This is a genomic window from Bacillus cereus group sp. N8, from assembly GCF_016483685.1.
GTDB lineage: Bacteria > Bacillota > Bacilli > Bacillales > Bacillaceae_G > Bacillus_A > Bacillus_A proteolyticus.
In genome coordinates, this window is record NZ_JAEHBK010000012.1 from 81,937 (window position 1) to 108,885 (window position 26,949).

The following is a 26,949-nucleotide window of genomic DNA, read 5'->3' on the forward strand; positions in this document are numbered from 1 at the left end:
TCATTTTTTCTTCTTCTTCAAACTCTTCTGATACGCATAAAGCTTATAAACCTCTTCCTTAAATTCATGTATAAGCACAGTGTTGTCACCATTTGAATACCGTACTGTATTATAGGCATCTATAATAATATGACTCTGAATATTTGCACCTTCTTCAAGATTTATTCTTTCTAACCAAGCCTCAACCGTTTCTCCTCGTTCTCGGTTTAAAGGGGGGGATAGTTTACTCTCGAGTTTGAAAATTTCTTTCCGAATTTCGTTATTTGGTGGTTTATTTCGTTTGAAGCGTTTTTGACCTATTCCTTCTTTATCAGTAATGATAGTAGATTCGAAGATGGGTATATTTGGTAAACTTAAATGTTTTCGATTTTTTATTATTTTCCTTACGACATAAATAGCGATGACTGTACAGACTATTATTGTAGCGGTATTTATGAGTATTGGGTCAAAATCAGGAAGTTTTTTCCCGTCTTCAATTCGTGGTTTTAAGAGATGTCCTTTATTTGCCCAAACACCTTCAGTATCCTTTAATTCCGCTGCTTTAATTAATGGCATTAAAGCATAGCCGACTCCTAATGCGATAAATTCCGTCAAAAAACCAAACATAAGTCGAATAAAAGGAAAAACTTGAACAATTAATAGACTCATTACACCAATCGTAATGATAGAAGCAAAACGTAATAGTTGTTGTTTTCGATTTGCCCCGGTTAGCCAAAATGTAATCATAAGATGCAAGGCTAACATTAATAGTTTCCATAGAGGTGGAAAGGGTGCATAAAATATAGCTGAAACGACAAACCATACAATGCCACCTAGAGATTTTTGAACTGGATATCCAGGTCCGACCGCGTGCACGATAAAGAAAAATAGTGGTAACATGATTGTGCCAAAAAGAGAAAAAGGTAAAAATATAGAGAAAGCAACTATTTGAAGAACTAATAGTATTACAAATCCTGTCGTTTTTTTCTTCATTAATTTATGAATAAGAAATACCCCTACATAGCCTGTTGTTAAAAACATTGCAATACCAATGAGTTCAGCTCTTTCTGTTAATAATGAAAGAAGGAGGAGTAGAATAAAGTCATTAACGTGATAGAGCCAAGTTTTCAAACTTTTCCACCATCCCTTCATTATTAATGAGAAACGTAGGCTGAGATAGAAGAGGGAGATCATTCTTCTGCATACCAATGTATATCATTGTAGAGGATCGCTCTCTTTTTCTCGTTATATAGTGAAGAAATCCTTGTTTTGGAAGTAACGTACTATCATCTGAAATACGTGCTAATTCTTCCAAAGCCTTCCCGTAATGTGTCTGGCCTTCGTTTAATGGTAAATGCAATGCACCAGTTTCTGCTAATACACTAATAAATAATTCAAACGGTATTTGATGCTTCGTTGCGAATTGACAAATGTATGTTGTAAATGAAATAAGGTCTTCTACATTTTCTTTCCAACCGAATCCGCGATCAGCAGCTAAAGAAAGACAAATCGTCCAACTATAATTCTTTACAGGTTCATATTGCTTCGCTTGTAACGCCTGCATTTTGGCGGATGCTTTCCAATGAATAGAGCGGAATGATTCACGCTCGTAGCGCTTTACACCGATAATAGATGTTTCATCATTGTAAAAAGAGAAATTCGTTCGATAGGAACCTGTTAATAATTGCTGAAGTTCTTGTAAACCGGCTACTTCTTTAGGAGTAGGGTATACAATAATTTCAGTCTTTAATTTATCGAAAACAGGTAAATGTACAGTTAATAAATGAAAAGGGTCTTTTAAAACACATTCAAATTGTTCAATTTGAAAGACACCACGCTTCGTTGCGGTTAATGTTAAATCCCATTTTTGCGCTGAATGAGCAGGTTGTGAAAATGGGAAAGAAAATAACGTTTTTGATATTTGTTCAATCCCTTGATCTTTATGCGGTATAAGGGACAAATTTAAATGAAAATAACAAACACCATTAACGAGTGGTATATTTGCCCCATTTTTTAAATGAATAAAAAACTGTCCAGATTCATCAGGAAAAAGCCGGGTTGTTTGTTTTTCATTTATAACTTGAAATTTTTTCTCTATGTAAGCGACATATTTATAAATGAAAATCGCAAATAAATAGTAGAAGAAAAAGAGAAACATAATAATTCGTTGCGGCAGAAAAAACGTAAAAAGTAAAGCGATGGGCACAGTTAATTGAATAATGTGGATTTGAAAAAATAAAGGTACAGTTACAACGCGCTGTCCATTCATGCTTGCTCAATCTCCACGGGTACATCTACTTCTTTTAATATCCTTTGCATAATTTCATTTTTTGTCGTACGTAACGCACCTTCCATTGACAAGACGATACGGTGATTCCAAACAGAAGGAACTAAAAATTGTATATCTTCAGGGGTACAATATTCTCTCCCGCGTAAAAAAGCTAACGCTTGAACGGCACGAACTAAAGCTAAAGTGGCACGCGGGCTTACACCGTTAGCGATGTAATCGTGATTTCTTGTAGCGTGAGCAAGTTTAATAATGTAGTGTTCTAGCGCCTCTGATACGAATATTTCTTTCACTTGTTTCTGTGCCCCTAAAATGTCTTCTAAAGAAATAACAGATTTGACGCTTTCTAACGGTGTATTGTTGCGAAAACGTCGCATCATTTTTAATTCATCTTCAGGAGACGGATAACCAATTGAAATCGTCATTAAAAAGCGATCAAGCTGTGCATCTGGAAGAGGGAAAGTTCCTTGTGATTCAATTGGGTTTTGCGTCGCAATAACAAAAAACGGTTTCGGAAGAGGAGTAGACTGCTTTTCAAGCGTTACTTGTCGTTCTTCCATAGCTTCTAACAAACTAGCTTGTGTTCTCGGCATCGCGCGATTAATTTCATCTGCAAGTAGTATATTTGTCATAACTGGTCCAAGTCTTAATTCGAATTCACTAGTTTTTGGATTGAAATATTCAATACCTGTTACATCACTCGGAAGTACATCAGGGGTAAATTGAACGCGAGAAAAATTACCACCAATGCTTTTAGAAATTGTTTTTGCAAGTAATGTTTTTCCGGTGCCAGGCACATCTTCCAGAAGCACATGCCCGTCAGCAAGCAATGAAACGAGTAATAGATCTATAACATTTTCTTTACCGACAAAAACAGATCCTATATTTTCTTTTAATTTATTAATCATATGTAACATTCCTTTCATAATAAAAGAGCTAGTATTTCTATATTTTAACAAATTATTCAGAAAATTGATATGATTTTTAAATTTGAAGAAACAGATATTTAATTATTAAATTACTCTTGCATATTTTGGAATATGATTATACAATATCGATATACGATGTATCGTAAGTCGATATATCACAAGGCGATGTATCGGAGGTAGTTATAATGAATGGGAAAGCGCAAAAATATATTCCATTAACAGAGGCCACATATTACATACTGTTGTCATTAGTGAAGCCTATGCACGGATATGGGATTATGCAAATGGTAGAAGAGATGACAAATGGGGAAGTAAAGCTCGGTCCTGGTACTTTATATGGGAATACGACGAAGTTATTAAAAGAGAAGTTAATTGTTGAAGTTGCCTCTACGGACAGAAAGAAGTGCTATGAGTTAACACCATTTGGAAGAGAAGTGTTGGAATTGGAGTATAAAAGATTGCAACGATCTGTAGGGAATGGAAATAGTATATTAGGGGAGTGAATGGAAGATGGAGACAAAGAAGGTATTGAAATTTTTCGCGGCATGGAGTTTAGAAAAAGAGGAAGTTTTTTTAAGGAAAATGCATCAACAAGGCTGGGCGTTACAAGGATATAATTTGATGTATACGTTTAAGAAAACTGAGCCGAAAGATGTAATATATAAAGCAGACTTTAGATTGGTTTATAGAGATTCAAAAGAAAAACAACAAGAGTACTTTGAAATATATGAAATGTCTGGTTGGAAACGCGTAACGAGTTTTACAAGATGGAATTATTTTTGTAAAGAAGTAGAAGAGGAAAATGAGTTACCTGACATATATTCAGAGAAGGACACGAAAGTGCAAAAAATGAAGGAGTTATTACAATTTTTTGCATTTATTTCAATAACTATTTTACCATCAATGTATAACTTTTTTTTAAGTCCGATGGAATCAAGAGTGCCCATTTGGGCGAAAGTTCTGACAGGTCTTGCATCTTGTATGTATGTTTATTTCTTTATAAGGATCTTTTGGAAAATTAAGAAATTAAAAAACGAAATATTATAATAAAGATTGGATTTTAAAAGAAGATGATTACCGGAATCATCTTCTTTAATTTTCATGTAATTCTATTTTGTTCACTCTTTTTTACATAATAAAAAACTATATATTTAAGGCATAGAATTAACAGTTACAAAGATAATACCAGTGATAATACTTAAAAAAATCATAAATGATGAAGAAACGATTAATAATAATGAACCACTGATTAATACTATTTTATTAGATTTTTGATGTTTAAAGTGGTAATAAAGTAAAAAGCCGCAAACAGTAGAAACAATCCATATAGCTAGACCGTAAGGAGTTGTTATCTTCTTCCAATCGAAAATCCAAAAGTAAAAGATGACTATGTGACAAGTGAATAGTAGAAATGTAGATGGAATCATTAACTTTTTATTTAAAATCATTTATTTCACCTCTCTTATGTAAATATTACCAAAAGAGTGTGGAGTTGAAAATATAATATGGAAGTGAATAAGGTTTTCACTTAAAGAAACTACGAGATGAGTAAGAGATATTTCTAAATCAATTTCCATTTGCATGGGAATTTAAATGAAAAAGAACCATATAAAATTATGAAGGGAGGAGAGTCATAAAATGCAGAGAATGAACAATTATTTTCGCGCTCGAGCGAGTATGGTATACATGATGACTAATAATGAAGTAATGAATCACATTGTTGCTTTTCATATGGATACGGATGGAATGCTCACTTTTGTGGGTTCTTACCGAACTTACGGAAGAGGTACTGGTATAAAGGAAGTTTCTACAGAAACGGCAAACGATGGTATAGATACTCTAGCATCACAAGGTTCTCTCACTTTGTCCCGTGATGGTCGTTACCTATTTGCAGTTAACGCAGGCAGTCATAGTATCAGTAGTTTTATCATAGCAGATAACGGGGTGCCAGTTTTCGTGGATGTAAAGCCATCAGGAGGTGCTCAGCCCAATAGCATTGGTGTGTATAATAATCTTCTCTACGTCTCCAATGTAGGTAATGCTGCAAACAATTTCGCATCAAATATTACTGGATTTCACATAGATGATAAGGGAAACCTTACACTTATTCCAGGATCTACTCATGCTCTCAGTACCTTTAATGCTCAGCCCGCACAAGTTCTCTTCACCCCGGATGGTAGTAAAATCGTTGTCTCCGAGCTTACATCAAACCATCTCAGTGTCTTCCATGTAAATAAAAATGGTACGGTTACAGGACCAATTGTTAATGATTCTTACGGTAAAGGCCCATTGGGTGCTTATTTTCTATCGTCCGGAATTCTCTTAGTTACAGAAGCAGTTTCAAATGCGATGTCATCTTATTCATTGAGCAATGACGGTACTCTTCATGTAATCAGCGGCTCTGTACAAAATGGATATAAAACTGCTTGTTGGGTTATAACAACGAAGGATGAACGTTTTGCCTACACTACAAACACTTTAAGTGGCACCATATCCACCTACCAAATCGCCCCCAATGGAGCACTGTCAGTAGTAAGGCATATTACTAGTACACCACCGGGGACAGCACCAGGTCTTCCGATGGATGTTGGAGTGAGTAAAGATGGACGACATTTTTACACTCTAAACGGAAATCAGGGGACAGTGTCAGCATTTAATATTCAGAGTGATGGTAGTCTAGTAAGATTGCAGGTTGTTGCTTCATCCAATTTTCCTTACTTTGGGTCGCAAGGTTTAGCTGTTCTTTGATTCTATTGGGTCGCTATATTTGTGTGGAACAGAAATATATATGACGGTGTATGAATAGTAGACATGTAGATGAATTAGGAACCTTTGATTAAACGGCAATTGTCCACCTTACTTACGTAAAACGAAAAAATCCCCCTATAGAAAATTGATAGGGGGAAGGGAAAATGTTTAAGAAAAAGACTGATTTTGAGCCGGTTTAATAAATTGTTCTGGATTTTCAACAAGCCCGCATACAGCACATTGGACGCGGTAAGTAGGTCCTTGATAAGCCATATGAAAAGCGTTCATCGTTTCATTTGTGTATTCTTCTTCTACTTGACCAGTTTGCGGATTTAACTTGACTGGTTTTACTTGTTGCTCAAGAATATTAAAGCGAGTGCGATTCGTTTTACAGCTTGGACATAGCATTGGTTCCATATGTATACACCTCCATTTGTAGCATTTCTTAAGCGGTATGATTTTATGCAAGTAAAAAAACTTTCTCAATATAAATAGGTGTTTAATGCATTTAAAATTCAGAAAAAATAAAATATAATAAAAGTACGAACTGGTTATGTCCAAACCAAATCTCCTGTTTTATGCCAATAAGCTGGGGGCCGAGAAATCGGCCTCATTTTTTTGTGCTCGGCTCTATGAGGTACAAGGTTTTTAAAAACATTTGTCGAATTTTTAGAGGTGAAGGGGGAATAATTATGAACTTAAAAATGAAATATATTATTTTATATGTAGAAAAGTTTGAACAATGTCTTCAGTTTTATAAAGAAATTTTAAAATTGCCAATAAGAGCTGAACACGGTACATATATTGAATTTGAAACAGGAGCAACAATTTTAGCGATGAATACACGAGAGGATGTTAAGGAGTTAACGGGACTACCTCTTACAGAAGGTGTACTACAATCTTCTCATTTTGAGTTAGGGTTTGTTGTAGAGGATGTAAAGGAAACGATTGAGAAATTAAAAGAACAAGGGGTTAAAGTTCTAGTTGAGCCAATCGTAAAACCGTGGGGACAAACAATTGCTTACATTGCTGATCCAGACGGTAATTATATTGAAATTTGTAGTTCATTAGAATAGAAGGAGAAAAAGAGGATGGGGTTTCCAAAATTAGAAACAGAACGTTTACTATTAAGAGAACTTACACTGTTAGATGCAGAAACGATGTTCCATTATTTTTCAAAAGAATCCGTTATTCGTTATTTTGGGATGGATTCTTTCGAAAATATTGAGCAAGCGAAAACGACTATTCAAACGTTTAGAAAGCGTAATGAAGAGGGAAGCGTATTTCGCTGGGGGATAGAGAAGAAAGGTACGGATCAATTAATCGGAACGTGTGGGTTTCATTTAATTAACAATCATCATAAACGAGCTGAAATTGGTTATGAGCTAGATGATACATATTGGGGACAAGGATACGCAACTGAAGCACTGCAAGCAATGCTAGCTTACGGATTTGAAACGTTGCAATTTATAAGAATTGCAGCTGTCGTATATATAGAAAATGAAGCTTCACGTAATTTATTAAAAAAATCTGGGTTTCAAGAAGAAGGATTACTTCGAAAATATATGATTCAAAATGACGTTGCTCATGACACGGTCGTTTATTCATTATTAAAAGAAGATTGGCAAAAATAATGAGCACAAATGAAATAATGAAAGTTATTAAGGAACATAAAGATGAGAGATTTATATTAGGTGTAGATGGTCTAAGTCGTTCAGGTAAAACAACTTTGGTTAAAGAGTTGGAAGAAGATATGAAGAAAAGTGGAATCCCGTTTCATATATTCCATATTGATGATCATATTACCGAGCGTAACAAGCGATATAATACTGGATTTGCAGAATGGTATGAGTACTACAACCTTCAATGGGATATAGAGTGGTTGCAGCAAAACTTATTTCAGAAGTTACAAAGCAACATGCAATTAGAGTTGCCATACTATCATGATGAAACAGACACATGTGAAATGAAAGAAATACACCTTCCTTTAGTAGGTGTAATAATTGTTGAAGGTGTTTTTCTGCAGCGAAAAGAATGGAGAAATTTCTTTTATTATATGGTGTACTTAGATTGTTCAAGAGAAACAAGGTTTCTTCGCGAGAGTGAGGAAACGCAGAAAAACCTTCCAAAGTTTCAAAGTAGGTATTGGAAAGCTGAGGAATATTATTTGGAAGAGGAATTGCCGAGGGAGAGGGCGGATTTCGTAATACGCAATATGTAACAATGTAAGTAAGTACAAAATAGAAGGTGGATAAAATGAATATATTATGGGATTTTGATGGGACGTTATTTAATACGTATCCTGCATATACAATGATGCTTTCTGAAATATTAGGTGATGCAGTAGATAAACGAGAAATATACAAAAACTTAAAAATATCATATTCCCACGCAATTCAATATTACAACATTTCAAATGAACAGGAAGAACAGATTAAAGTTTTGAAGAAGCAGTTTACTCCAAAAGATATGAAACCATTTGAAGGTGTCGAAGAGATTTTGAAATTTGCGCATAAAAACGTGATTATGACACATAAACATAGGGCAGGAGTTATGGAAATCTTAAAGTATTACGGATGGGACAAATACTTCATCGATATGGTTACAATTGACGATGGTTTCCCTCGAAAACCGAACTCTTTATCTTATGATCATTTACATAAAAAGCACAATATTGATCTAGCAATTGGAGATAGAGAGTTAGATCTATTGCCTGCGAAGGAATTAGGTATTACAACATGTATGTTTCAAGATAAATGTGATGTAGCGGACTATTCTTTATCACATTACTCTGAGTTTTTTAAGGTAGTTATTGATAGAAATAGGGAGTTTTCTTTATAAATGGCTTGATTAAAGCTTCTACTTTTACAAGCGCAGCAAATGAAGCAAAGTATAAAGAAGTGCACATGATAAATTTGATAGTAAAATAAAAACGGGATTATCAGAAGAAAAAGCTGGTTTATATACTGTTGTTCTTGTAGCGAAATATAGTAAAGAACAACGGACCTTTATCATTACTTATAATGATAAAGAAGAAATAGCACGTTTATATATTAAATAAAAAACAGATACAGCGGAAGTTTCCGCTGTATCTGTTTTTTTTGCATTAACCAAATTATGGTTATTCGTGCTGATATGAACTCATAGCTATATAGAAGGGGTGGGTAATTATGAAAACAGAAATAGTTCTCAAAAAGAAGTACAGCATAATAAGCTATGTATCTTTGCTCATCGGAATTATGTGTTTTTTATTCGTTTTTATAACTCCGACGAGGATAGCGAATGCAGGAAATATAGTTGGAGATTATATAACGATTGCTCTGACAGGTGTAGGTATTATACTTTCAATAATCACAATGACGAAAAAAACAGAGAAGAAGGGGATTGCTATTATTTCATTAATACTGTCCTCATCATTCTTTATATTTTGGATGATCGCGATTATTTTAGTTTTGACTGGTCAAGTTAGTTTTGCGCCGTAATACTGAATAAAAAGAGTCTTTCATTATAAGAAGGACTCTTTTATTCGGTATCTTCAGATTGATATTCTAAAATATCTCCAGGTTGGCATTCTAATGCCTTACAAATAGCATCTAAAGTTGAAATTCTAATTGCTTTTGCTTTTCCATTTTTTAAAATAGAAAGGTTAGCCATTGTAATTCCAACTTTCTCTGAAAGTTCAGTTACACTCATTTTTCTTTTAGCTAACATTACATCAATATTAATTATTATTGCCATGTTATTCACCTCAGACCGTTAAATCATTTTCTGATTTTATATCTATCGCATCTTTTAACAGTCTTTGGAGAACGGCAGCAAAGACTGCGATAACCATTGAAGCAAAGATTAGAAGCATCCCAAGTATAATAATACCAGGTGCGTCATCTCTCTCCGCCACAAGATAGAAGAGTGGCATGCCTACTACATATAATATACTAATTGTTACTGCGCAGTGTTTTATCTTCTTTAAAGCTCTAACAGATAATTTCGAGAAGGCGTTCCCCTTGTCAATGAAGCTTACAAGTTTAAAAGCTTGATACAGAGCAAAATAAAAAGGTACAACCGTTGCATATAGATTAAGTAAAACAAGATATTTTATATATGCAATATCGGGGTACAATTCCGCTGCATAATTCCCTATGTTAGGAACTAAAAATATACATAAAGCAAGAACAGGAATACCGATAAGGATAATAGCTGTCTTTAAAAAGAGTGTTGATCCTTGTTTCATATAAAGCACCTCATTTATTAATTATCTATTAAATTTAACATGAAATTTATCGTTTAACAATAAATTTTTATTTATTTTAATATTGTTTTTATTGTTAAACTAATTTTGAAATTTCATGAAGATAATCGTTCCTTATTTCTGTAAATGATGTTATGTTAAAAGTAAAGATTAAGCCTTTTGTATATTAAGAGTTTTTAGAAAATCAATATTTTGCGTAATTTGACGAGGTGTTAATGAAATGAAATCGTACACACAATTTGAACGAAGAAAACACATACTAGATGAATTAGAAAAGTATAACCGAGTGATGGTAAATGATTTAGCAAAGGTATTAAATGTTACAACAGAAACGATACGAAGAGATTTAGATATGTTGCACAAGGAAGGGCAGCTTACGAAAATACATGGTGGTGCAATTAAGAAGAAAGATCAAACACTAGAATTTCATTTTGATAAACGTCGATCTGAAAATATTGAAGAAAAACGAAAAATTGCAATGGAAGCAAGTAAAATCGTAGAAGATAATGATATTATCGCAATTGAAATTGGGACAACCACAATGCAAATTTTAGATTACATATACGATAAAAAGAATTTGACAATTTTAACAAACTCGATACCAGCTGTAAATAAAATTATTGAGCTGAAAGACCAGTATGATTCCTTTGATTGTAGGTTAATAGTCATAGGGGGAATATTGAATACGAATTCCTTAGCATTGTCTGGAGAAATGACATTAAACTATCTGGATCATTTCACTGTTAATAAATTATTTGCTTCTTGTGATGGTATTTCATTAGAAAAAGAACTGACATGTTCTTATATTGAAGATGCACAAATATTTAAGCAGCTAAAGAATAATGCAAAACAAGTTGTAATGATGGCTGATGAATCAAAGTTTAATTTGACAAAGTTTTATAAAAGCGGAAGTTTTAGTGATATAGATGCGTTATATACGAATGCGAAGCTCGATGAATCGTGGCAAAATATGCTAACAAGTAATGGGGTTGAAGTAATAACAGTATAGAAAAACTAAAAGAAGGCTATTTCTTAGTAAGTTGAGAAATAGTCTTCTTTTGTTTATATGTTGTTTTATTTTGTTAATTTGTTGTTTTTACAGTTAGTTAACAAAATAACAACATTGTGTTAATAATATACTCGTACAATATGAATTAGGGGGTGGCAAGAATGCAAATAAAACTATCAAAAGCTGTGTTCTTTTTAATACCAGTTGGAATACCTCTAATATTGTTTTGGATTATTCCGAATTTCATTAGTTTAGGTATTAGTTTTACTGATTGGGATTTTATGACGAATGATTTTAACTTTGTTGGATTAGAAAACTATTTCAATTTGTTTACACAAGATTCTTTTATGCAAGCATTGTTAAATACGTTTTATTTCGGAATTGGAACAGTCATTCCGACGATAGCATTAGGTTTAGGATTCGCATTATTCTTTCGAAAAAAATTTAAAGGTTCCGCATTGTACCAATTAATGATCTTTTCACCTTGGGTAACGCCAACAATAGCTGTATCCATTGTGTGGTCACTTTTATATGAACCTCAATTTGGAGTTATTAATAAAGTGCTAAACTTTTTCGGGATACCAGGTTTGGACTGGCTTCAAAGTAGTCAAACAGCGATGTTAGCAGTCATTATAATGACGGTTTGGAAATTAGTTGGTTGGACGATGATTTTCTATATCGGTGCATTAGAAAAAGTTCCAGATAGTTTATATGAAGCAGCTAGTATTGATGGGGCAAATGCATGGCAGAAATTTCGATATGTAACACTGCCAATGGTTTCATCAACAACTTTCTTCTTAGTTGTCGTCAATACAATTTCTTCGGTGCAGGCTTACGATCAAATAAAGATTTTAACACAAGGTGGGCCTAGTGGTTCGACGCGTACGTTACTGTATTTATTCTTCCAACAAGGGTTTGAACAGTTTGATATGGGATCTGCAACAGCAATCGCATTTATCATACTAATCATTACAATTTTACTATCTATTATTAACAAAATAATAGGTGATAAGTGGGTGAACTATTAAGGTGAATAATATGAAAAAAGGTCCATTAATTGTAAAGCATCTCTTTTTAGCATTATCAAGTATACTATTTGTTTTTCCATTCATATGGATGGTACTTGGTTCGTTTAAAACATCTAGTGAAGTATTACAAGGAGGTTTTTGGCCTAAAGAATTTCACTGGGAAAATTATCGACAAGTATTAGACATACTACCATTTAACACATATTTATTTAATAGTTTTTATACATCTTTCATCATTACTATATATGTGCTTGTTTCATCTGCACTGTTTGCTTATATGTTAGCATTTTACAAGTTTAAAGGTAAAAATATTACATTTAGTGTCGTGATGGCAACCTATATGATTCCTGGAGCTGTTTCGTATGTTCCTGTATATGTAATGTTAGGGAAATTCGGGCTACTTGATTCACATTTTGGATACATGATTTCTATGGCTGTTAGCGTATTCGGTATTTTCTATTTAAAACAAACGTTCCACAAAGTTGGTTTTGAAATAGTAGAAGCAGCCAAAATTGATGGAGCAAGTGATTGGCGTATTCTTTGGAAGATTATTTTTCCAATGACACGATCATCATTTGTAACACTAGGATTGGTCACATTTATTGGTAATTATAATAATTACGTCTGGCCGGCTCTTATATTGAAAGATAATACGCAAAAGTTAATTACGAATGGAATTGCTGATTATTTCATTAATAGTTCCTTAGGGCGAGATTGGTCACACATTATGGTTGCAAGTACAATCGCAACAGTGCCGCTCTTAATCGTATTTTTGATTCTACAAAAATGGTTCTTATCAGGTGTTACTGATTCAGGAATAAAGGGGTAATTAAATAGTAAGGGAGATTTGTGGGATGAAAAAACTATTCATGCTTCTAACAGTTATAACATTGTTTGTTAGTGCACTTGCGGGTTGTTCAGGCGGAAAAGGAAGTACGGTTAAAGCGAGTAAAGAAGGAGAGAAGGTTGTTGTTCCATTCATTAATGGAGTAGGGGGCTCTCTTGCAGATCGTGTAGATAAGATTGTGGAAGAATACAATAAAAGTCAGGACAAATATGTAGTGAAAACGACAAAAGCTGGTAGCTACGATGAGTCTTATCAAAAGCTACAAAGTGGATTTGCAGCGAATAATCAAGAAGCAATTGCATTACTAGGTTCTGATGTCATTCAAGAATATGCTAAAAAACAGTTAATCGTACCTATAGATGAATATGTTAAAAATGATACTAATTTCAAAAAAGAAGATTATGGAAAAGGGTTTATGGAGCAAGCAACAATTGACGAGAAGTTGTATGGAATTCCATTCTACGGTACAACGCAAATTCTTTATTACAATAAAAAAGCATTAGCGGAGAACGGCTTTACAAAAGATGATTTAAAGACGTGGGAAGGTGTAGAAAAGGTAGCAAAAACAGTCGCAAAACGTGGTGAAAATGGAAATGTGACATATGCGGGCTGGATGCCGATGTGGGGAACTTCCAATTTAATTGATGCGGTTCGCAGTGCCGGTGGAAACGTATTAAGCGAAGATGGTAAAAAAGTATTAATTAACGATGACACTTGGGTTTCGGTATGGGAGAAATTCCGTACATGGCTACATGAAGATAAAATTATGAAAATACATTCAGGTGGTACTGGATGGGAATATTGGGATAAAACTGTAATTGATTTAGTTGAAGGTAGAACATTAGGATTTACAGGATCATCTGGTGATCAAGGATTTGTTTTTAAATCATTAGGAAAAGGAATGACGGAAGAAGAACGCCTTAACACATTTGAAGCATTACCTCAGCCTGCTTGGGGTAATCATAAACCAGCGCCAAAACTAGAAACATATTTATTCACATTAACGAGAAACATTGATCCAGAAGTAGTAAAAGGCGCGTATGACTTTATGAAGTTTGCGACAAGTACGGAGAAAACGGCTGAATGGTCCATGGCTACAGGATATATCCCTGTTCGCAACAATGTAACAGAGTATGGTCCATATGCTGAATTCGTAAAAAAACAACCACAAGCATTAGTTCCATTAGAACAAGCTAACAATTATGGAGTGGGGCCATTTGTAGATCCAACGGGCGGTAAAATTAATGACGCCTTAAATGTAGCGAAAGATAAAGTAGAGATTGAAGGAGTTCCAGCGAAAAAAGCATTAGATGAAGCAGCTAAGGTTGCACAAGAAGAGTTAGATAAAGTTCTGAAAAAGAAGAAGTAATATTACCAACATGAGGTGCTTTTGAACGAAGGAAGTGCCTCTAAAATTCCATCATTAAAACGTAAAAAGGTGTGAGAACGATGATTGAAATAACAAGTACGATAACACTCTCTCCATTCGTAAAAAATAAACATTGTTTCCAAATGGATGAAACTGATATTACAAACTTTACATTAACTATTGATCAAGGGGGCAACCGGAAAATTCCGCTATTATTAATTTTGCGAGACCCTAACGGTTATGTACGTATACAATACCAAACGCCAGTTGCAAATGAAAAACTAGTCGTTTCAAAAGATTCAATATTTTGTTCTGCTGGTTGTATTGGAGGAGAAATACAGTCAGGTAATTGGGAATTAGAAGTCATATATATCCCTCATTGTGCAAAGAAAGTAGTGAAATTTATTGGAGTAAAAGTTGACTATACAGTAAATATAGTAGTGAATGAGCAATTGGAACGAAAGTATAATAGAGAGCACTTTTGCAAGGAAAATGTTTTTATTGATGAATACAATTATGAAAAGATAATAAATGAAGAATATCGCTGGTACAAAGGAGAATTTCATGAGCACACAGATTTAACCGATGGCGAGATAGATGATGAACTTGGAATGACAGTATGTGAAAAACAGGAATTAGATTTTTTATATGCGACGGAACACAATATTGTTATGCCATCGTATCAAAAAGGAAACACATTAATTATACCATCTATGGAACTTACAACTCCTTACGGTCATTACAACATATTCGGGATAAAGGAATACGTTGATTTTACAAAGTATGTAGATGAATTGTTTAGCGCGGAAACAATGAATGAACTATTTTCATTCTTGAAAGAAAAAGGTTATTTATTGAGTGTGAATCATCCGTTTATGAAGCCTTGGGCGAACCAAGTGAATATTAACTTAGAAAATGTTCATACGATGGAAATTATGTGTGATCCAACTTATAAAAAAAGTAAATCATCTACTTTAGAAGCTTTACGTTGTTTCGATCAAATGTGGTCAAATGGTCTTAAAATCTGGGGAATAGGAGGAAGTGATTCTCATTTACATCCGTCTAAAACATTCCCGGGGTCAAAAGACCCATCCATTTATGGTGATCCAGGAACATATGTATTATGTAATGGTTTATCTATTAAAAACTTAAAATTTGCAATCAAAAAGGGACGGATTTATTTCTCTCGATTTAGAAAATTAGCGATAGATATTCAAAACGAAGGTGAAACGATTTATGTCGGTGATGAGGCTAAAGGAAACATTATTTACAATATTTCTACTGACAAACCGTGTGAGTGGAGACTAATAATAAATGGGAAAATAATTGAACAAAAATCTGGCAGCAACGTAACTTTTGAATTTTCATTAAATGAAGGGGTGTATGCTAGGGTTGAGGGATGGGAAGAGGACGAATTAGTAGCGTTTATTAATCCTATTCATAATAAAGTTGAGAATAAAAATATGAAAACATGGAATGAAGTTATAGGGGGAATAAAAGGTGAATAAAGCAATTATTTTTGATAAAGATGGAACATTAATACAGTTAGATTCAGTTTGGTATAAAATTGTGCATCGTGTGTTAGATGATATATTTCAAACGTATCCAAATGTAAAAAGTAAAAGAGATGATTACTTATCGATTATTGGTATGAATGACAACGATTTTGAGAGTACGAGTTTACTAGCATGTCGCACAAATTACTTTATTGCGGCTGCGTGGTACTCGTTGTTAGAAAATCAACATGTGGATAAAGAGAATTTCATTCATGATGTATGTCTTTTATTCAAAAAGTACTCTACAGCAGACGATCTTGTATTTACAGAAGTGGAAGGTGCAAAGGAAACGTTACGATATTTAAAAGACAATGAATATATTATTGGGGTTGTTACGGCAGACGATGTGGATGCAGCGATTCATTCTTTGAAAATGACTGAGTTATATGATTACGTAGATTTTTTAGGTGCAGATGATGGTGTGAATAGAACAAAACCTGAAAGTGATTTTTATCATATGTTTAAAGAAAAATTTTCTCTAGCTGAAGAAGATGTGCTTATGGTAGGTGATACATTAACAGACGTTACATTTGCGAGAAATAGTAACATTAAAGTAGTGGGCGTCTTATCGGGTGCGAGTAGGAAAGAAGATTTAGAAGGACAAGCAGATTATATTTTAGACAGTATGAAGGATATTTCGAAAATTTTATAATTCATGTCATCATAATTTTTAACAATATGTATAAATATAGCTCAAATTCTAGGAGGATATTATGGCTCAACTATCATTCAAAAACATTTACAAAAAATATGATCATGATGTGACAATCGTAAAAGATTTTAACCTAGAAGTAAATGATGGAGAATTTATCGTTTTGGTTGGCCCTTCAGGGTGTGGGAAATCTACAACATTACGTATGATTGCAGGACTTGAAGAGATTTCAGATGGCGACTTTTATATTGACGGAAAACGTGTAAATGATATTTCGCCGAAAGATAGAGATATCGCAATGGTGTTTCAAAACTATGCACTGTATCCGCATATGAGTGTTTATGAAAACATGGCATTTGGATTAAAACTACGAAAATACAGTAAAGAAGAAATTGACCAGCGTGTGCAACATGCAGCAAAAATTCTTGGGCTTGAGCAGTATTTAAGCCGAAAGCCAAAGGCACTTTCAGGTGGGCAGCGCCAGCGTGTTGCCTTGGGCCGAGCGATTGTTCGAAATGCAAAAGTATTTTTAATGGACGAGCCTTTATCAAACTTAGATGCGAAGCTACGCGTTCAAATGCGTGCTGAGATTACAAAATTACACAAGCAGCTGCAAACAACAAACGTGTACGTTACACACGATCAAATAGAAGCGATGACGATGGCAACTCGTCTTGTTGTGCTAAAAGATGGGATTGTACAACAAGTCGGTACACCGAAAGAAGTGTATGATAATCCAGAGAATGTATTTGTTGGCGGATTCATTGGTTCTCCTGGAATGAATTTTTTCAAAGGAGTATTAACAGATAATGCAGTTATGATTGATAAGTGGAAAATTGAAGTGCCAGAAGAGAAGATGAAAGGCTTGCGAAATAACGGATATACGAATAAAGAAATCATAATAGGAGTACGTCCAGAAGATTTTTATTATGGAAAAGCAATCAAGGCGTTACCATATAACGCAAAAGTAACGGTGTGTATTGATGTAGCAGAATTAATGGGGGCAGAAACATATCTATATTCTAACATTAATGGTCAATCCTTTGTAGCTCGTGTGGATACTTCTTTAGATGTGCAAAGTCAATCAAATATAGATCTAGTTTTGAATATGGATAAAGTTCATTATTTCGACTCTAAAACTGAGAAGCGAATTATTTTATAGATAATAATTAATATGATTATACCTTTAGAATTTCTTCAACTACTACAAATAAATGAATATAAAAAAGCCGATTATCCTTTAGATTACAGGAAATCGGCTTTTTTATATAGAAGATTGCTTAGCGTACGAAAATCACTTTTTGTTGGCAGTACCCTGTCACAATCAAGCTGAGAAAAACAAATAATCCGAAACGAGAAAAATCTTAAGTTGATTGATGTGTGATGCTACTCCTATGTTAAGATTCGAGTCATTTAAAACAGCAACCTCTATATTGAGTGGTGTTAAAGCGACGTATATGATAAAAAAGATGTATCGCTTGTGAAAAAATTGCATCACCTTGAATGAGCTAATACGACAAGAATTCGTGTCGGGCCTAATTAGGGAATACAGTACAAATCAGTATATAGTATACAAGCATTCTCTTTCTATAAATACGGTATGTTTTTAATATAATTAAAAGAAAATTTTTGTGTTCTTTAATATGATGTGACATAATACCAGCTTTTTTCTATTTTTGTGATCTCTTTATATTCATTATTAAAGTCGGATTTGTTTGGTCTAGTATCATTTGGTGTGTAAATAAATCCTGAAAAATTATCTAATATACCACGATAAGTAAAAAAGAAAACAGAAATACCATTTTTATTTTGTTGAATAATTACATCCCCACCGTTTTTGGAAGTGGATGCAAACTGTTTAGGTAAATGAATTTGTCTACTATCATAATGAACATTAGGAGTTAACTCTTTATGTTCTATAAGTGCTATAACTTTTTCACGGTCTTCTTTATAGATAATAAAATCTAAATTTATATAAATCTCATTAAATGGTATACATATCCAAGTAATTACTATGATTAGTTGAATAATTAACGGTTTCCAATTTTTGTATTTAATGAGATGTATGATTGTGAAAATTAATATTAAGAAAAACAATCCATGAACTATTATTGAAAGAAATGGCATAACAAATGGGGTAAGGAATTCAACTAAATACCATTTGAAAAAATGATAAAGTATAAGAGCGATACCGCTTATTAATGTAATTTTGGTTAAATTCTTATTCAAATTTTGAATTTCCTTTCTATACTAAAAACTATGTAATTTTAGTATGAATATAAAATGTATTTTTTCATAAATTTACCTTGTTTTCATTTTATTAACTTTGCGTGATTAATATTTTGAATATATCATAGATTTGAAATTAAATAAACGGACATTAAATTTTTACATTTTATATAGAATAAAAGTTAAATAAAAGTGAGGGAAGTTTTCAAAATAGACTAGTTTTTTATTTGAAATGCAATTTGATTTGTTTCATGAAATAGATCCAGTTCCGGTAAAATCAGTTGCAACATGTGAACATTACGTTCATTGTGTATGTTATTCGTTTTTTATCGTTTTAGAAAACTGGTTATTGTTAGTTTCGTGACAATGGAGAATTAATAATAAAAAAGAATAAATATATAAGCTTACGTAAATGTTATGTAAAATAAAATCCTTGTTTACATACGAATGTTACATTGAGGATGTCGAAAACAGCTTATGGAGGAACACCAATGACGAATCTTCGTAAAAAGATAATGAGACTAGCATTAATAGAAGCCATTCTGGACGTAAGCAATTTGTAAGGAATGAGTAAGAAAAAAGAGATTTTTATATTATAAAATATTTATTATACCTACATATAACACCTACTACTAATAATGTGTTATAATACGAATTAGCAACAAAAAGGAAAGGAATTAGAAAAATGACCTTACAAAATACTAAAAATTTAAAAAAACAAGTTGCTCCTTTTGAAAAATCAACGGCAAAAAAAAGTATTTGGCAAATCATCAATACGGTAGTGCCATTTATTATCTTATGGTACCTTGCTTATAAAAGTTTGTCCGTTTCTTATTGGTTAGCATTGGTTCCATCTCTGTTAGCAGCTGGATTTATGACACGGATTTTCATTATTTTTCATGATTGTACCCATTATTCTTTTTTTAAAAGTCGCCGTGTAAATAGAATAGTAGGAACATGTATGGGTGTTTTAACTTTATTCCCGTTTGATCAATGGGGGCATGAGCATTCCGTTCATCACGCTACAAGTGGTAATTTGGATAAGCGAGGTACAGGAGATATTTGGACGCTTACAGTGAATGAATATTTAGCAGCACCATTTAGACGCCGTTTAGCATATCGTTTATATCGCAATCCGTTGGTTATGTTTGGATTAGGTCCGATTTATGTTTTCCTTCTTAAAAATAGATTTAACAGAAAAGGTGCTAGAAAGAAAGAACGCATGAACACTTATTTGACGAATGTTTTAATTGTTGCTTTAGTAGGGGTACTTTGCTGGGCAATCGGATGGCAATCGTTTCTTTTAGTACATGGTACGATATTCTTAATAGCAGGTTCAGTAGGTATTTGGCTGTTTTACGTACAGCACACATTCGAAGATTCTTATTTTGAAGAAGATAAAGAGTGGGAATATGTGAAAGCGGCAGTGGAGGGAAGTTCATTTTATAAACTTCCGAAAATTCTGCAATTTCTAACTGGTAATATTGGATATCATCATGTTCACCATTTGAGTCCAAGAGTACCTAACTATAAACTAGAAGAGGCACACAATAATACGCTTCCTTTAAAAAATGTACCAACGATTACTCTTGCCACAAGCTTGCGTTCAATTCGTTTCCGTCTTTGGGATGAGCAAAGTAACAATTTTGTTACCTTTAAAGACGTCAAAAATTTAATTAAAAACAATGTTTCTGTTCAAGTGAAATCCGAACTGTAACTTCATCATATTTAACTGACTCCCCGTAATCATTTTTGATTTAAGGGGAGTTTTTGTTTAAATCGATATTGGGGAGCGCTTCAAACAAGTAACAAAGATAATGGGTTTACAATATTAAACATGAATTTATTTTTTGTGAAGGTAATTATACAGGATTTTCTACAGAAAATAGGGAGGCTGTAAAACTAAAATCCAAAAAACGGAAAGTTATTATGTAAAAATGAGATTTGAAAATAAGTAAGTATAAAAACGCTCTTACAGAATTAGATGTAAGAGCGTTTTTTTTATCAAAATAAATTTGATAATTATTATATCTAAAAAACAAACAACATAACGTAATGTGTTTTTTAACTCATAAGTTGGCCCCAATTGGAATCATAAATTGCTCGTGAATTATAAATGAAAATGCTTATTATCAGTGTAGGATATTAGGAATGATTAGCCTATTCACTAGGCTTAAAGAAGATAAAATTTTAATGGATTATTGCTATGAATATATTGATAAAGTTCATCAATATATTCATGGAAAGGAGGAATTCAAATGAAGAGAGATGATAATAAGATTGGTCACTTTACATCTGAAAAAGGAAAGGAAGACTTTCAAATTGCCTACGATGAATCAATGGCACTTCTTCCAAAACCTAACGATACGAAAGATATAAAAACTAAATACGGCACAATTCGTGCTTATTACTTTACTAAAGAGGAAAACAAACATAAGGAGCCAATACTCTTACTCCCTGGACGTGGTGCATCTACTCCAATGTGGGTACCCAATTTAGAAGGGCTAAGGGAGAAAAGGCCTGTTTACACGATAGATTTACTCGGTGAACCTGGAATGAGTGTGCAAACGAAGGTGATTGAAAACCAAAAACAACAAGCAGAATGGTTAAATGAAGTAATTGAAGGATTAAGTTTAGAAAAAGTGCATATCGTGGGTGTCTCCATTGGAGGTTGGACAACAATGAATTTGGCCAGATATAATCCTGAGCATATTGCTACGGCTAGTTTATTGGATCCAGTCTTTGTATTTGCGTAAATACGCATAAAGATGATTCTTGCATCTATTCCAGCTCCCGTCCCTATTGTACATAAGTTTATAAGAGAAAAGATGTTGAGTTATGTATCTGGAGGAGCAGAAACAAATGACGATGAGCCTATTGCTAAATTAATCGAGTCGGGTATGCGTAACCTATTCTTTTTGCAAAATCATCAATTCGATTAGGTTCTGTAAGAATAAACAGGTTTGAACGCATCCAGTAAGGCTTTGATAGATTATTGTCAGTTACAACCTCAATACCTACAATTCCTCTTTTATCATATAAAAAGAATCTTATAGATAAGAAATGAGTTACATTGTCTATATCTTCACCTGAAACCCATTGGAATTCCTGTAGTTTAAAAGTGGAAAACCTGATTATCCCCTCCTTTAAATCTTCGAGTTCTTCATTTGTTTAAAAAATTAGAATTGAAAGTTTTTTTATTTTTTTACAAATATCACACAAAAACGACATACTTCTAGACTATTTTTATATACAGGACTTATTTTTTGAAATGGTTACTACATATAAAGGAGACTCCAAAATGGATATGGATTCATATTATTGGGAAATGGTTAAGAAAAATATTGGTGTGTATTCTGAACAGGAACAAGAATGTCTTCGAAATAAGAAGGTCATTATTTTTGGACTAGGGGGAGTAGGTGGATATGAAGCAATTCTGTTTTCGCGAATGGGAATAGGGCATATTACCGGTGTTGATCCCGATGAATTTGAAGTTTCTAATATTAACAGACAAATGTTAGCGCTTTCTAGTGTGATAGGTGAACCAAAAGCAAAAGTTGCAGAACAGGTTGTAAAAGATATACATCCCTATATATCAACAAACTTTATCCAAACAAGAGTCGATGAAGAGAATGTAATCGAGCTTATAAAAGGGCATGATATCGTACTAGAAGCCGTAGATGATATGCCTTCAAGAGTCATTATACATAGAACAGCTAGAGAATTAGGTATACCAAGTGTAGGGGTGTCAGGTAGCCCCCCAACACGAGGATTTGTTTCTACATTTTTCCCATCCGGAATTCCTTATGAAGAAGCATTAAATATCTCAAGTGTCGGATGCAAATTAACAAATCAAGAATTAAGACAACAGATTGCTGATATAAAGAAAAGTCGAGCTTGGTATTCTGTGGAGAAAGGCGCACCAAAAGAGTGGGCGCAAGATTTTTGTGATGGAAAAGCAGGATGGATTATCACGCCGATGCGTGCTCATCTATTGTCACTATTTAGTTTTCATGAAGCAATACAAGTTTTAACTGGTCGTGAACCTCTAGCTAGAGCGCCTAAAGGCATTGTAATAGATTTAGATAGTCATATCCCGGTTCAAGTAAAAGAAGTCCCAAAAGGTGGATGGGATTATAAAACACTGTAAGGAGGAATACAATTTGTTGACAAAAAATAATGATATGCAAAATATATATGAAGAAAGTTTTACGCGAAATATTGGTGTTATCTCTGTAGAGGAGCAGGAGAAATTAAAAAATTCTCGAGTTACTGTAGTTGGAGCAGGGGGCGTAGGAGGAATTACACTTATCCAATTGGCGCGAATGGGTGTGGGTTCTTTACATGTTATTGATCAAGATGTATTTGAAGCAAGTAATATCAATCGACAAATGCTAAGTTCCATCAGTAAATTAGGACAGCGAAAAGCAGAGGTCGCTTTAGAAATTTTGCAAGACATTAATCCATTATTACAAGTAGAGATAACAAAAGAATTTGTTACCGAGGACAATGCATTAGAGCTTCTAACGAATACAGATATCATTATAGATGCAACTGATAATTTAGTAGCGAGAGTGATTATCCATCGTACAGCTCAGAAACTAGGAATTCCTTCAATTTGGATTGCGGTGACGCCTCCATTTAGAGGTGGCGTCATGTCTTTTACTCCTGACTCTACACCCTATGAAATTGCGTTAGGATATCCGTCTTATCAAAAAGAGTTAACAACAGAAATCCAAGATGAAATTCATAAATTAAAAGATGGGCGTGCTCTTCATTCTGTCACGTACGGCGCGGATGAGAACTGGGCAAATAGTTATGTACAAAAAAATCGACCATGGGCGGTAATCTCTCCTGTTGCGAATATAGTAGGCATTCTAGCAAGCTTTGAAGCATTTAAATTTATAATAAATCGAGAAGACTTAAAACCTGTAATAAGTCCAAATTTAATCCAAATTAACTTTGCAAATCAAAATATGGTACATGTGTCTGTACCTGAAAATGATAGTTGGGATTATACAACATTATAGATGAGGTAAGAGAATATGCTTCCTTTTTTGTTACTGGGGATTATTGTTACACTCGCTCTGATTGTTAAGGATTATGCGCTAGCTGGTGCGGCTTGTTTATTAGGAGTTTTACTTGCTGTTGGACAAAAAACTTTATTACATCTTATTCAACAATATTCTTTTCCAATTGGTATTTTCTTTCTGATGCTATTCCTTTTAGTACCAATCACAACTGGAAAGATTACAAGTGAAAACGTAATAAAATTAATTACCTCTCCTATCGGATTAGGATTCATTCTAGCAGGTTTTACTGTGTCATACATAGGAGGAAAAGGTGTAGGAGTTCTACCTATGAATCCTACGATATTGTTAGGTGTCTTAATAGGTACTCTTATTGCCGTAATATTTACAAAAGGATTACCAGCCGGATTAATTATCGCGGCGGGAATCATAGCTATTATTTCTATGAAATGAAAGGAATATTCTAAATGAGGATAAAATGGACACACATTAGTTTAGTAGGGATTTTTTTGATAATACTTATGTCTAGTTGTTCTAATATCAAAGAAACTTCTCAAAATGATCAAACTTCTAAAGTAGTAAAACAAGAATTAGAAATTCAGCAAGGAGAAGAAAAATTATTTTTACTTCATAAAAACTTAAATAATAAAAAACAATATACATCTGATGAAATTATCTTATTTTTAGAACCATTCAGTGTACCTACAGCTCAGGCATTTGATGTGCCAAAATTTTCATGGATGGATGAGTATGCCAAAAAAGGGTATGATACTTGGGCTATGGATTTCAGAGGGTTTGGTCGTTCTTCTCGCCCTAAAGAAATGTCAGATCCTTCTTCCCAAAACCGTCCGGTTATTCATTTGAATGATGCAACCAAAGATCTGGAAACAATTGTAAATTGGATTAAAAAGAAAAGAAACGTAAAAAAAATTCATATTGTTGGATGGTCATATGGAGGCGTTGTGGCTGGAAATTATGCAATATCCCATCCTCAAGATATTAATAAGCTTATTTTATATGGGTATATGCATGGGTTCACACTTCCTATGATGACACAACCTTTCGAAAACCCACTACAACCTAATCAGTTTAATCCTGAAGCACCAGCTTACCAAATCGTAGACTTTGATAAAGGAATGCATCATTGGCATATGATGATGGGAAATAAAAAAATTGTTACAAACGAAGCAATGGATGCCGTAAAACAAGTTTTTATTGATTCAGATCCTATGAGTAAGAAAAATAATCAAACGATTCGTCGACCAGTTGGTCCACTTGAAGACTTATTTTATATTTGGAAAAATCAGCCTCTATATGATGCATCTAAGATTACCACTCCATTACTTGTCATTTACGGGGAAGATGACATATTTGCAGACCGAAATATGATGTCAAAATTAACAAGTGCAAAACAAAAAAAAGAAGTAGTAATCCCCGATGCAACACACTGGGCTGTGTATGAAAAGAATCGTAATATCCTATTCGAACAAACATTAAACTTTATAGAGGCGAAAGAAGGCAAACAGGAATGAAAAAGGGTTTAACAATATTAGATGCTACCTTACGTGAAGGAGAACAACAATGTGGTATTCGTTTCTCCAAGGAAGATAAAATTACATTACTTCACATGTTAGAGGATTTTGGAGTAAGTCTTATTGAAGTTGGACACCCTGGCATCTCTGAAGAAGAAGAAGAGATTTGCCGAGAAGTTGCAGCATCTGCAAAGCACGCCGAAATACTTATGCATGCTCGGGCGAAAGAAGAAGAAGTTCATGCGGCTTATCGTGCCGGTGCCGATTGGATAGGAATCTGGGCGTCTATTAATCCTATTTCTTTACAAACAAAATACACCAATCGATCAAAAGATTATGTTATTAATCAGGTGAAACAAGCTATTGAAGAAGCAAAATCTTTAGGAATGAAAATCCGTTTTACTATTGAAGATGCTTCACGAACGGAATGGGAAGACATCGCCTACATTGGACAGGTTGCACATATAGCTGGAGCAGATCGAATCAGTTTAGCAGACACTGTAGGAATTTGGGAGCCAGGTCAGTGTGCTACAATCGTGAAGAAATCTGTTGAGACATTCCCTTGTGAGATTGAAGTTCATCTTCATAATGATTTAGGATTAGCCATGGCAAATGCTCTTGCTGCAATCGATTCGGGGGCATCTGTCATTGATGCTACATTGTGTGGAATAGGTGAACGTGCTGGGATTGTTGATCTGCTAAATTTATCAGTATTTTTATCTCAAAAGCGTAATCTACAGTGCTTTAAACTACAGATGATTCCTGAATTAACGCAATCTCTCCAATTAGCTACTGGTTGTCAAGTAGATCATTGGAGACCGATTATTGGAAAGAATATATTTACTCATACTGCATCTTATCATATAAAAGCTGTTCAGCAGAATTACTCAGCATACGAGGGGATTCAACCTGAAATGTTAGGAAGAGTAAGGAACATACAACAAAAACGTATAGAAAGAAAAGGGCCTCGGCTTTCAAAGTCTCTTCGAGTTAGTAAACCATTTGTAAAAGGAGCATCTGAGCTTTTATATCATCGTGATGGTCCAGGAGAGCGTTGGGTACAGATGGATTATAGAACTGATGAACGTGCTTCATTTTATGTAATACAGCGTGTATTTTACGACGCTCATATGGATGAGAACTTAGAAGGGCATGTAGATACTCATGCACATCATTGTGATAGTGCCTTTATTTTTTGGGGGAATAGAATAGATGGTACTGGTCTCATGTGTGAAGTAGAAATTGAAGGAGAATTGCAAATAATTGAAAGTCCAGCATCTGTTTTTATTCCATCAGGGTTAAAACATAGGTACAAATATCTTTCGGGTACAGGAACATATACAAACATCGTACTAGCACCTAATTATAATTCTAGTTTGTTAGAGGAAAGCTCATCAAAAGTATTTGTATATTAATTAAATTTGAACAAAATAGTTATTTTAATAAATGGCATATAAACAAAGAAGAGCCCGATTGGTGTGGGCTAATAATCAGTGGGTGATGAA

Annotated in this window: 29 protein-coding genes and 3 pseudogenes; 24 read left to right on the forward strand and 8 right to left on the reverse strand. The window is 33.8% G+C overall.

Going from position 1 to position 26,949, the window contains the following annotated elements; translation table 11 throughout:
* From JDS80_RS18120 to JDS80_RS18130, 3 genes are read right to left on the reverse strand one after another with little or no spacing between them, the layout of a single operon-like run.
* Complete coding sequence (locus JDS80_RS18120) at positions 1-1,110, reverse strand: DUF4018 domain-containing protein (protein ID WP_199639509.1); 1,110 nt, start codon at positions 1,108-1,110, stop codon at positions 1-3.
* Positions 1,085-2,248 (reverse strand): DUF58 domain-containing protein, encoded by a 1,164-nt coding sequence (locus JDS80_RS18125; RefSeq protein ID WP_199639511.1) that lies wholly within the window; start codon positions 2,246-2,248, stop codon positions 1,085-1,087. The genes JDS80_RS18120 and JDS80_RS18125 overlap by 26 nt, the downstream gene beginning before the upstream one ends.
* The gene (locus tag JDS80_RS18130) at positions 2,245-3,174 is read right to left on the reverse strand and encodes an AAA family ATPase (protein WP_199639513.1); all 930 of its coding nucleotides are present in this window, start codon (positions 3,172-3,174) and stop codon (positions 2,245-2,247) included. The genes JDS80_RS18125 and JDS80_RS18130 overlap by 4 nt, the downstream gene beginning before the upstream one ends.
* A 206-nt stretch (positions 3,175-3,380) precedes the next feature.
* On the opposite strand from JDS80_RS18130, the gene JDS80_RS18135 reads away from it, so the two are divergent.
* Together JDS80_RS18135 and JDS80_RS18140 are read left to right on the forward strand one after the other, a co-directional pair.
* Positions 3,381-3,698, forward strand: a complete 318-nt coding sequence (locus JDS80_RS18135) for a PadR family transcriptional regulator (protein WP_088035481.1) — start codon at positions 3,381-3,383, stop codon at positions 3,696-3,698.
* Between the two features lie 7 nt (positions 3,699-3,705).
* Entirely contained in the window at positions 3,706-4,242 is a 537-nt protein-coding gene (locus JDS80_RS18140; RefSeq protein WP_199639514.1) for a DUF2812 domain-containing protein, read from the forward strand.
* Positions 4,243-4,346: 104 nt separating this feature from the next.
* Here JDS80_RS18140 and JDS80_RS31510 read toward each other — a convergent pair whose 3' ends face one another.
* Positions 4,347-4,643, reverse strand: a complete 297-nt coding sequence (locus JDS80_RS31510) for a hypothetical protein (RefSeq protein ID WP_242477378.1) — start codon at positions 4,641-4,643, stop codon at positions 4,347-4,349.
* A 190-nt stretch (positions 4,644-4,833) separates the two neighbouring features.
* On the opposite strand from JDS80_RS31510, the gene JDS80_RS18145 reads away from it, so the two are divergent.
* Entirely contained in the window at positions 4,834-5,943 is a 1,110-nt protein-coding gene (locus JDS80_RS18145; RefSeq protein WP_199639516.1) for a lactonase family protein, read from the forward strand.
* Positions 5,944-6,111: 168 nt separating this feature from the next.
* Here the strand turns inward: JDS80_RS18145 and JDS80_RS18150 are convergent, their stop codons facing one another.
* Positions 6,112-6,360 carry a hypothetical protein gene (locus tag JDS80_RS18150; RefSeq protein ID WP_000433610.1) on the reverse strand — a complete coding sequence of 83 codons (249 nt, stop codon included), beginning with the start codon at positions 6,358-6,360 and terminating at the stop codon, positions 6,112-6,114.
* Between the two features lie 275 nt (positions 6,361-6,635).
* Between JDS80_RS18150 and JDS80_RS18155 the strand changes: the two genes are divergently transcribed.
* From JDS80_RS18155 to JDS80_RS18180, 6 genes and pseudogenes are all read left to right on the forward strand, one after another.
* Positions 6,636-7,019, forward strand: coding sequence for a VOC family protein (locus JDS80_RS18155; protein ID WP_088009443.1), 384 nt, complete (start codon positions 6,636-6,638; stop codon positions 7,017-7,019).
* A gap of 15 nt (positions 7,020-7,034) precedes the next feature.
* A complete protein-coding gene (locus JDS80_RS18160; RefSeq protein WP_199639518.1) occupies positions 7,035-7,577 on the forward strand; it encodes a GNAT family N-acetyltransferase in 543 nt (180 codons plus the stop codon).
* Positions 7,577-8,164 carry a kinase gene (locus tag JDS80_RS18165; RefSeq protein ID WP_199639521.1) on the forward strand — a complete coding sequence of 196 codons (588 nt, stop codon included), beginning with the start codon at positions 7,577-7,579 and terminating at the stop codon, positions 8,162-8,164. The genes JDS80_RS18160 and JDS80_RS18165 overlap by 1 nt, the downstream gene beginning before the upstream one ends.
* Positions 8,165-8,199: 35 nt before the next feature.
* Entirely contained in the window at positions 8,200-8,784 is a 585-nt protein-coding gene (locus tag JDS80_RS18170) for an HAD-IA family hydrolase (protein ID WP_199639523.1), read from the forward strand.
* A gap of 11 nt (positions 8,785-8,795) precedes the next feature.
* Positions 8,796-9,004: pseudogene (locus tag JDS80_RS18175) on the forward strand (DUF3887 domain-containing protein); the annotation flags it as partial.
* 109 nt (positions 9,005-9,113) lie between these two features.
* Positions 9,114-9,425 (forward strand): hypothetical protein, encoded by a 312-nt coding sequence (locus JDS80_RS18180; protein WP_071746371.1) that lies wholly within the window; start codon positions 9,114-9,116, stop codon positions 9,423-9,425.
* Between the two features lie 40 nt (positions 9,426-9,465).
* On the opposite strand, the gene JDS80_RS18185 is transcribed toward JDS80_RS18180, so the two are convergent.
* Together JDS80_RS18185 and JDS80_RS18190 are read right to left on the reverse strand one after the other, a co-directional pair.
* The gene (locus tag JDS80_RS18185) at positions 9,466-9,681 is read right to left on the reverse strand and encodes a helix-turn-helix domain-containing protein (protein ID WP_199639525.1); all 216 of its coding nucleotides are present in this window, start codon (positions 9,679-9,681) and stop codon (positions 9,466-9,468) included.
* 10 nt (positions 9,682-9,691) lie between these two features.
* The gene (locus JDS80_RS18190) at positions 9,692-10,174 is read right to left on the reverse strand and encodes a DUF2975 domain-containing protein (RefSeq protein ID WP_071772907.1); all 483 of its coding nucleotides are present in this window, start codon (positions 10,172-10,174) and stop codon (positions 9,692-9,694) included.
* A gap of 238 nt (positions 10,175-10,412) precedes the next feature.
* On the opposite strand from JDS80_RS18190, the gene JDS80_RS18195 reads away from it, so the two are divergent.
* The 8 genes and pseudogenes from JDS80_RS18195 to JDS80_RS32350 all read left to right on the forward strand — a co-directional run.
* On the forward strand, positions 10,413-11,201 hold the full coding sequence (locus tag JDS80_RS18195) for a DeoR/GlpR family DNA-binding transcription regulator (RefSeq protein WP_071746369.1): 789 nt from the start codon (positions 10,413-10,415) through the stop codon (positions 11,199-11,201).
* A 161-nt stretch (positions 11,202-11,362) separates the two neighbouring features.
* A complete protein-coding gene (locus tag JDS80_RS18200) occupies positions 11,363-12,229 on the forward strand; it encodes a carbohydrate ABC transporter permease (RefSeq protein WP_199639527.1) in 867 nt (288 codons plus the stop codon).
* A 10-nt stretch (positions 12,230-12,239) separates the two neighbouring features.
* On the forward strand, positions 12,240-13,058 hold the full coding sequence (locus tag JDS80_RS18205) for a carbohydrate ABC transporter permease (protein ID WP_002200098.1): 819 nt from the start codon (positions 12,240-12,242) through the stop codon (positions 13,056-13,058).
* 25 nt (positions 13,059-13,083) lie between these two features.
* A complete protein-coding gene (locus JDS80_RS18210) occupies positions 13,084-14,445 on the forward strand; it encodes an extracellular solute-binding protein (RefSeq protein ID WP_199639529.1) in 1,362 nt (453 codons plus the stop codon).
* 80 nt (positions 14,446-14,525) lie between these two features.
* Positions 14,526-15,953, forward strand: coding sequence for a CehA/McbA family metallohydrolase (locus JDS80_RS18215; protein WP_199639531.1), 1,428 nt, complete (start codon positions 14,526-14,528; stop codon positions 15,951-15,953).
* Positions 15,946-16,653 (forward strand): HAD-IA family hydrolase, encoded by a 708-nt coding sequence (locus JDS80_RS18220; protein ID WP_199639533.1) that lies wholly within the window; start codon positions 15,946-15,948, stop codon positions 16,651-16,653. Before JDS80_RS18215 ends, JDS80_RS18220 begins: the two co-directional genes overlap by 8 nt.
* Positions 16,654-16,714: 61 nt before the next feature.
* Positions 16,715-17,815, forward strand: coding sequence for an ABC transporter ATP-binding protein (locus JDS80_RS18225; RefSeq protein WP_199639536.1), 1,101 nt, complete (start codon positions 16,715-16,717; stop codon positions 17,813-17,815).
* A gap of 232 nt (positions 17,816-18,047) precedes the next feature.
* Positions 18,048-18,122: pseudogene (locus JDS80_RS32350) on the forward strand (IS6 family transposase); the annotation flags it as partial.
* A 169-nt stretch (positions 18,123-18,291) separates the two neighbouring features.
* On the opposite strand, the gene JDS80_RS18230 reads toward JDS80_RS32350, so the two are convergent.
* Positions 18,292-18,882, reverse strand: a complete 591-nt coding sequence (locus JDS80_RS18230; RefSeq protein ID WP_199639538.1) for a hypothetical protein — start codon at positions 18,880-18,882, stop codon at positions 18,292-18,294.
* 685 nt (positions 18,883-19,567) lie between these two features.
* On the opposite strand from JDS80_RS18230, the gene desA reads away from it, so the two are divergent.
* The 7 genes and pseudogenes from desA (at position 19,568) to JDS80_RS18265 (ending at position 26,859) form a co-directional block, all read left to right on the forward strand.
* Positions 19,568-20,599, forward strand: coding sequence for a Delta(5) desaturase DesA (desA, locus tag JDS80_RS18235; RefSeq protein ID WP_071746362.1), 1,032 nt, complete (start codon positions 19,568-19,570; stop codon positions 20,597-20,599).
* Positions 20,600-21,140: 541 nt separating this feature from the next.
* Positions 21,141-21,791 (forward strand): annotated as a pseudogene (locus JDS80_RS18240) (alpha/beta fold hydrolase); the annotation flags it as partial.
* Between the two features lie 392 nt (positions 21,792-22,183).
* The gene (locus JDS80_RS18245; protein ID WP_199639540.1) at positions 22,184-23,032 is read left to right on the forward strand and encodes a HesA/MoeB/ThiF family protein; all 849 of its coding nucleotides are present in this window, start codon (positions 22,184-22,186) and stop codon (positions 23,030-23,032) included.
* 13 nt (positions 23,033-23,045) lie between these two features.
* Positions 23,046-23,912 carry a HesA/MoeB/ThiF family protein gene (locus JDS80_RS18250; protein ID WP_083596232.1) on the forward strand — a complete coding sequence of 289 codons (867 nt, stop codon included), beginning with the start codon at positions 23,046-23,048 and terminating at the stop codon, positions 23,910-23,912.
* A gap of 15 nt (positions 23,913-23,927) precedes the next feature.
* Complete coding sequence (locus JDS80_RS18255) at positions 23,928-24,365, forward strand: DUF441 family protein (RefSeq protein WP_199639542.1); 438 nt, start codon at positions 23,928-23,930, stop codon at positions 24,363-24,365.
* Between the two features lie 14 nt (positions 24,366-24,379).
* Positions 24,380-25,444 carry an alpha/beta hydrolase gene (locus JDS80_RS18260; protein WP_199639544.1) on the forward strand — a complete coding sequence of 355 codons (1,065 nt, stop codon included), beginning with the start codon at positions 24,380-24,382 and terminating at the stop codon, positions 25,442-25,444.
* Entirely contained in the window at positions 25,441-26,859 is a 1,419-nt protein-coding gene (locus JDS80_RS18265; RefSeq protein WP_071746358.1) for a homocitrate synthase/isopropylmalate synthase family protein, read from the forward strand. The genes JDS80_RS18260 and JDS80_RS18265 overlap by 4 nt, the downstream gene beginning before the upstream one ends.
* Positions 26,860-26,949 lie beyond the last annotated feature (90 nt).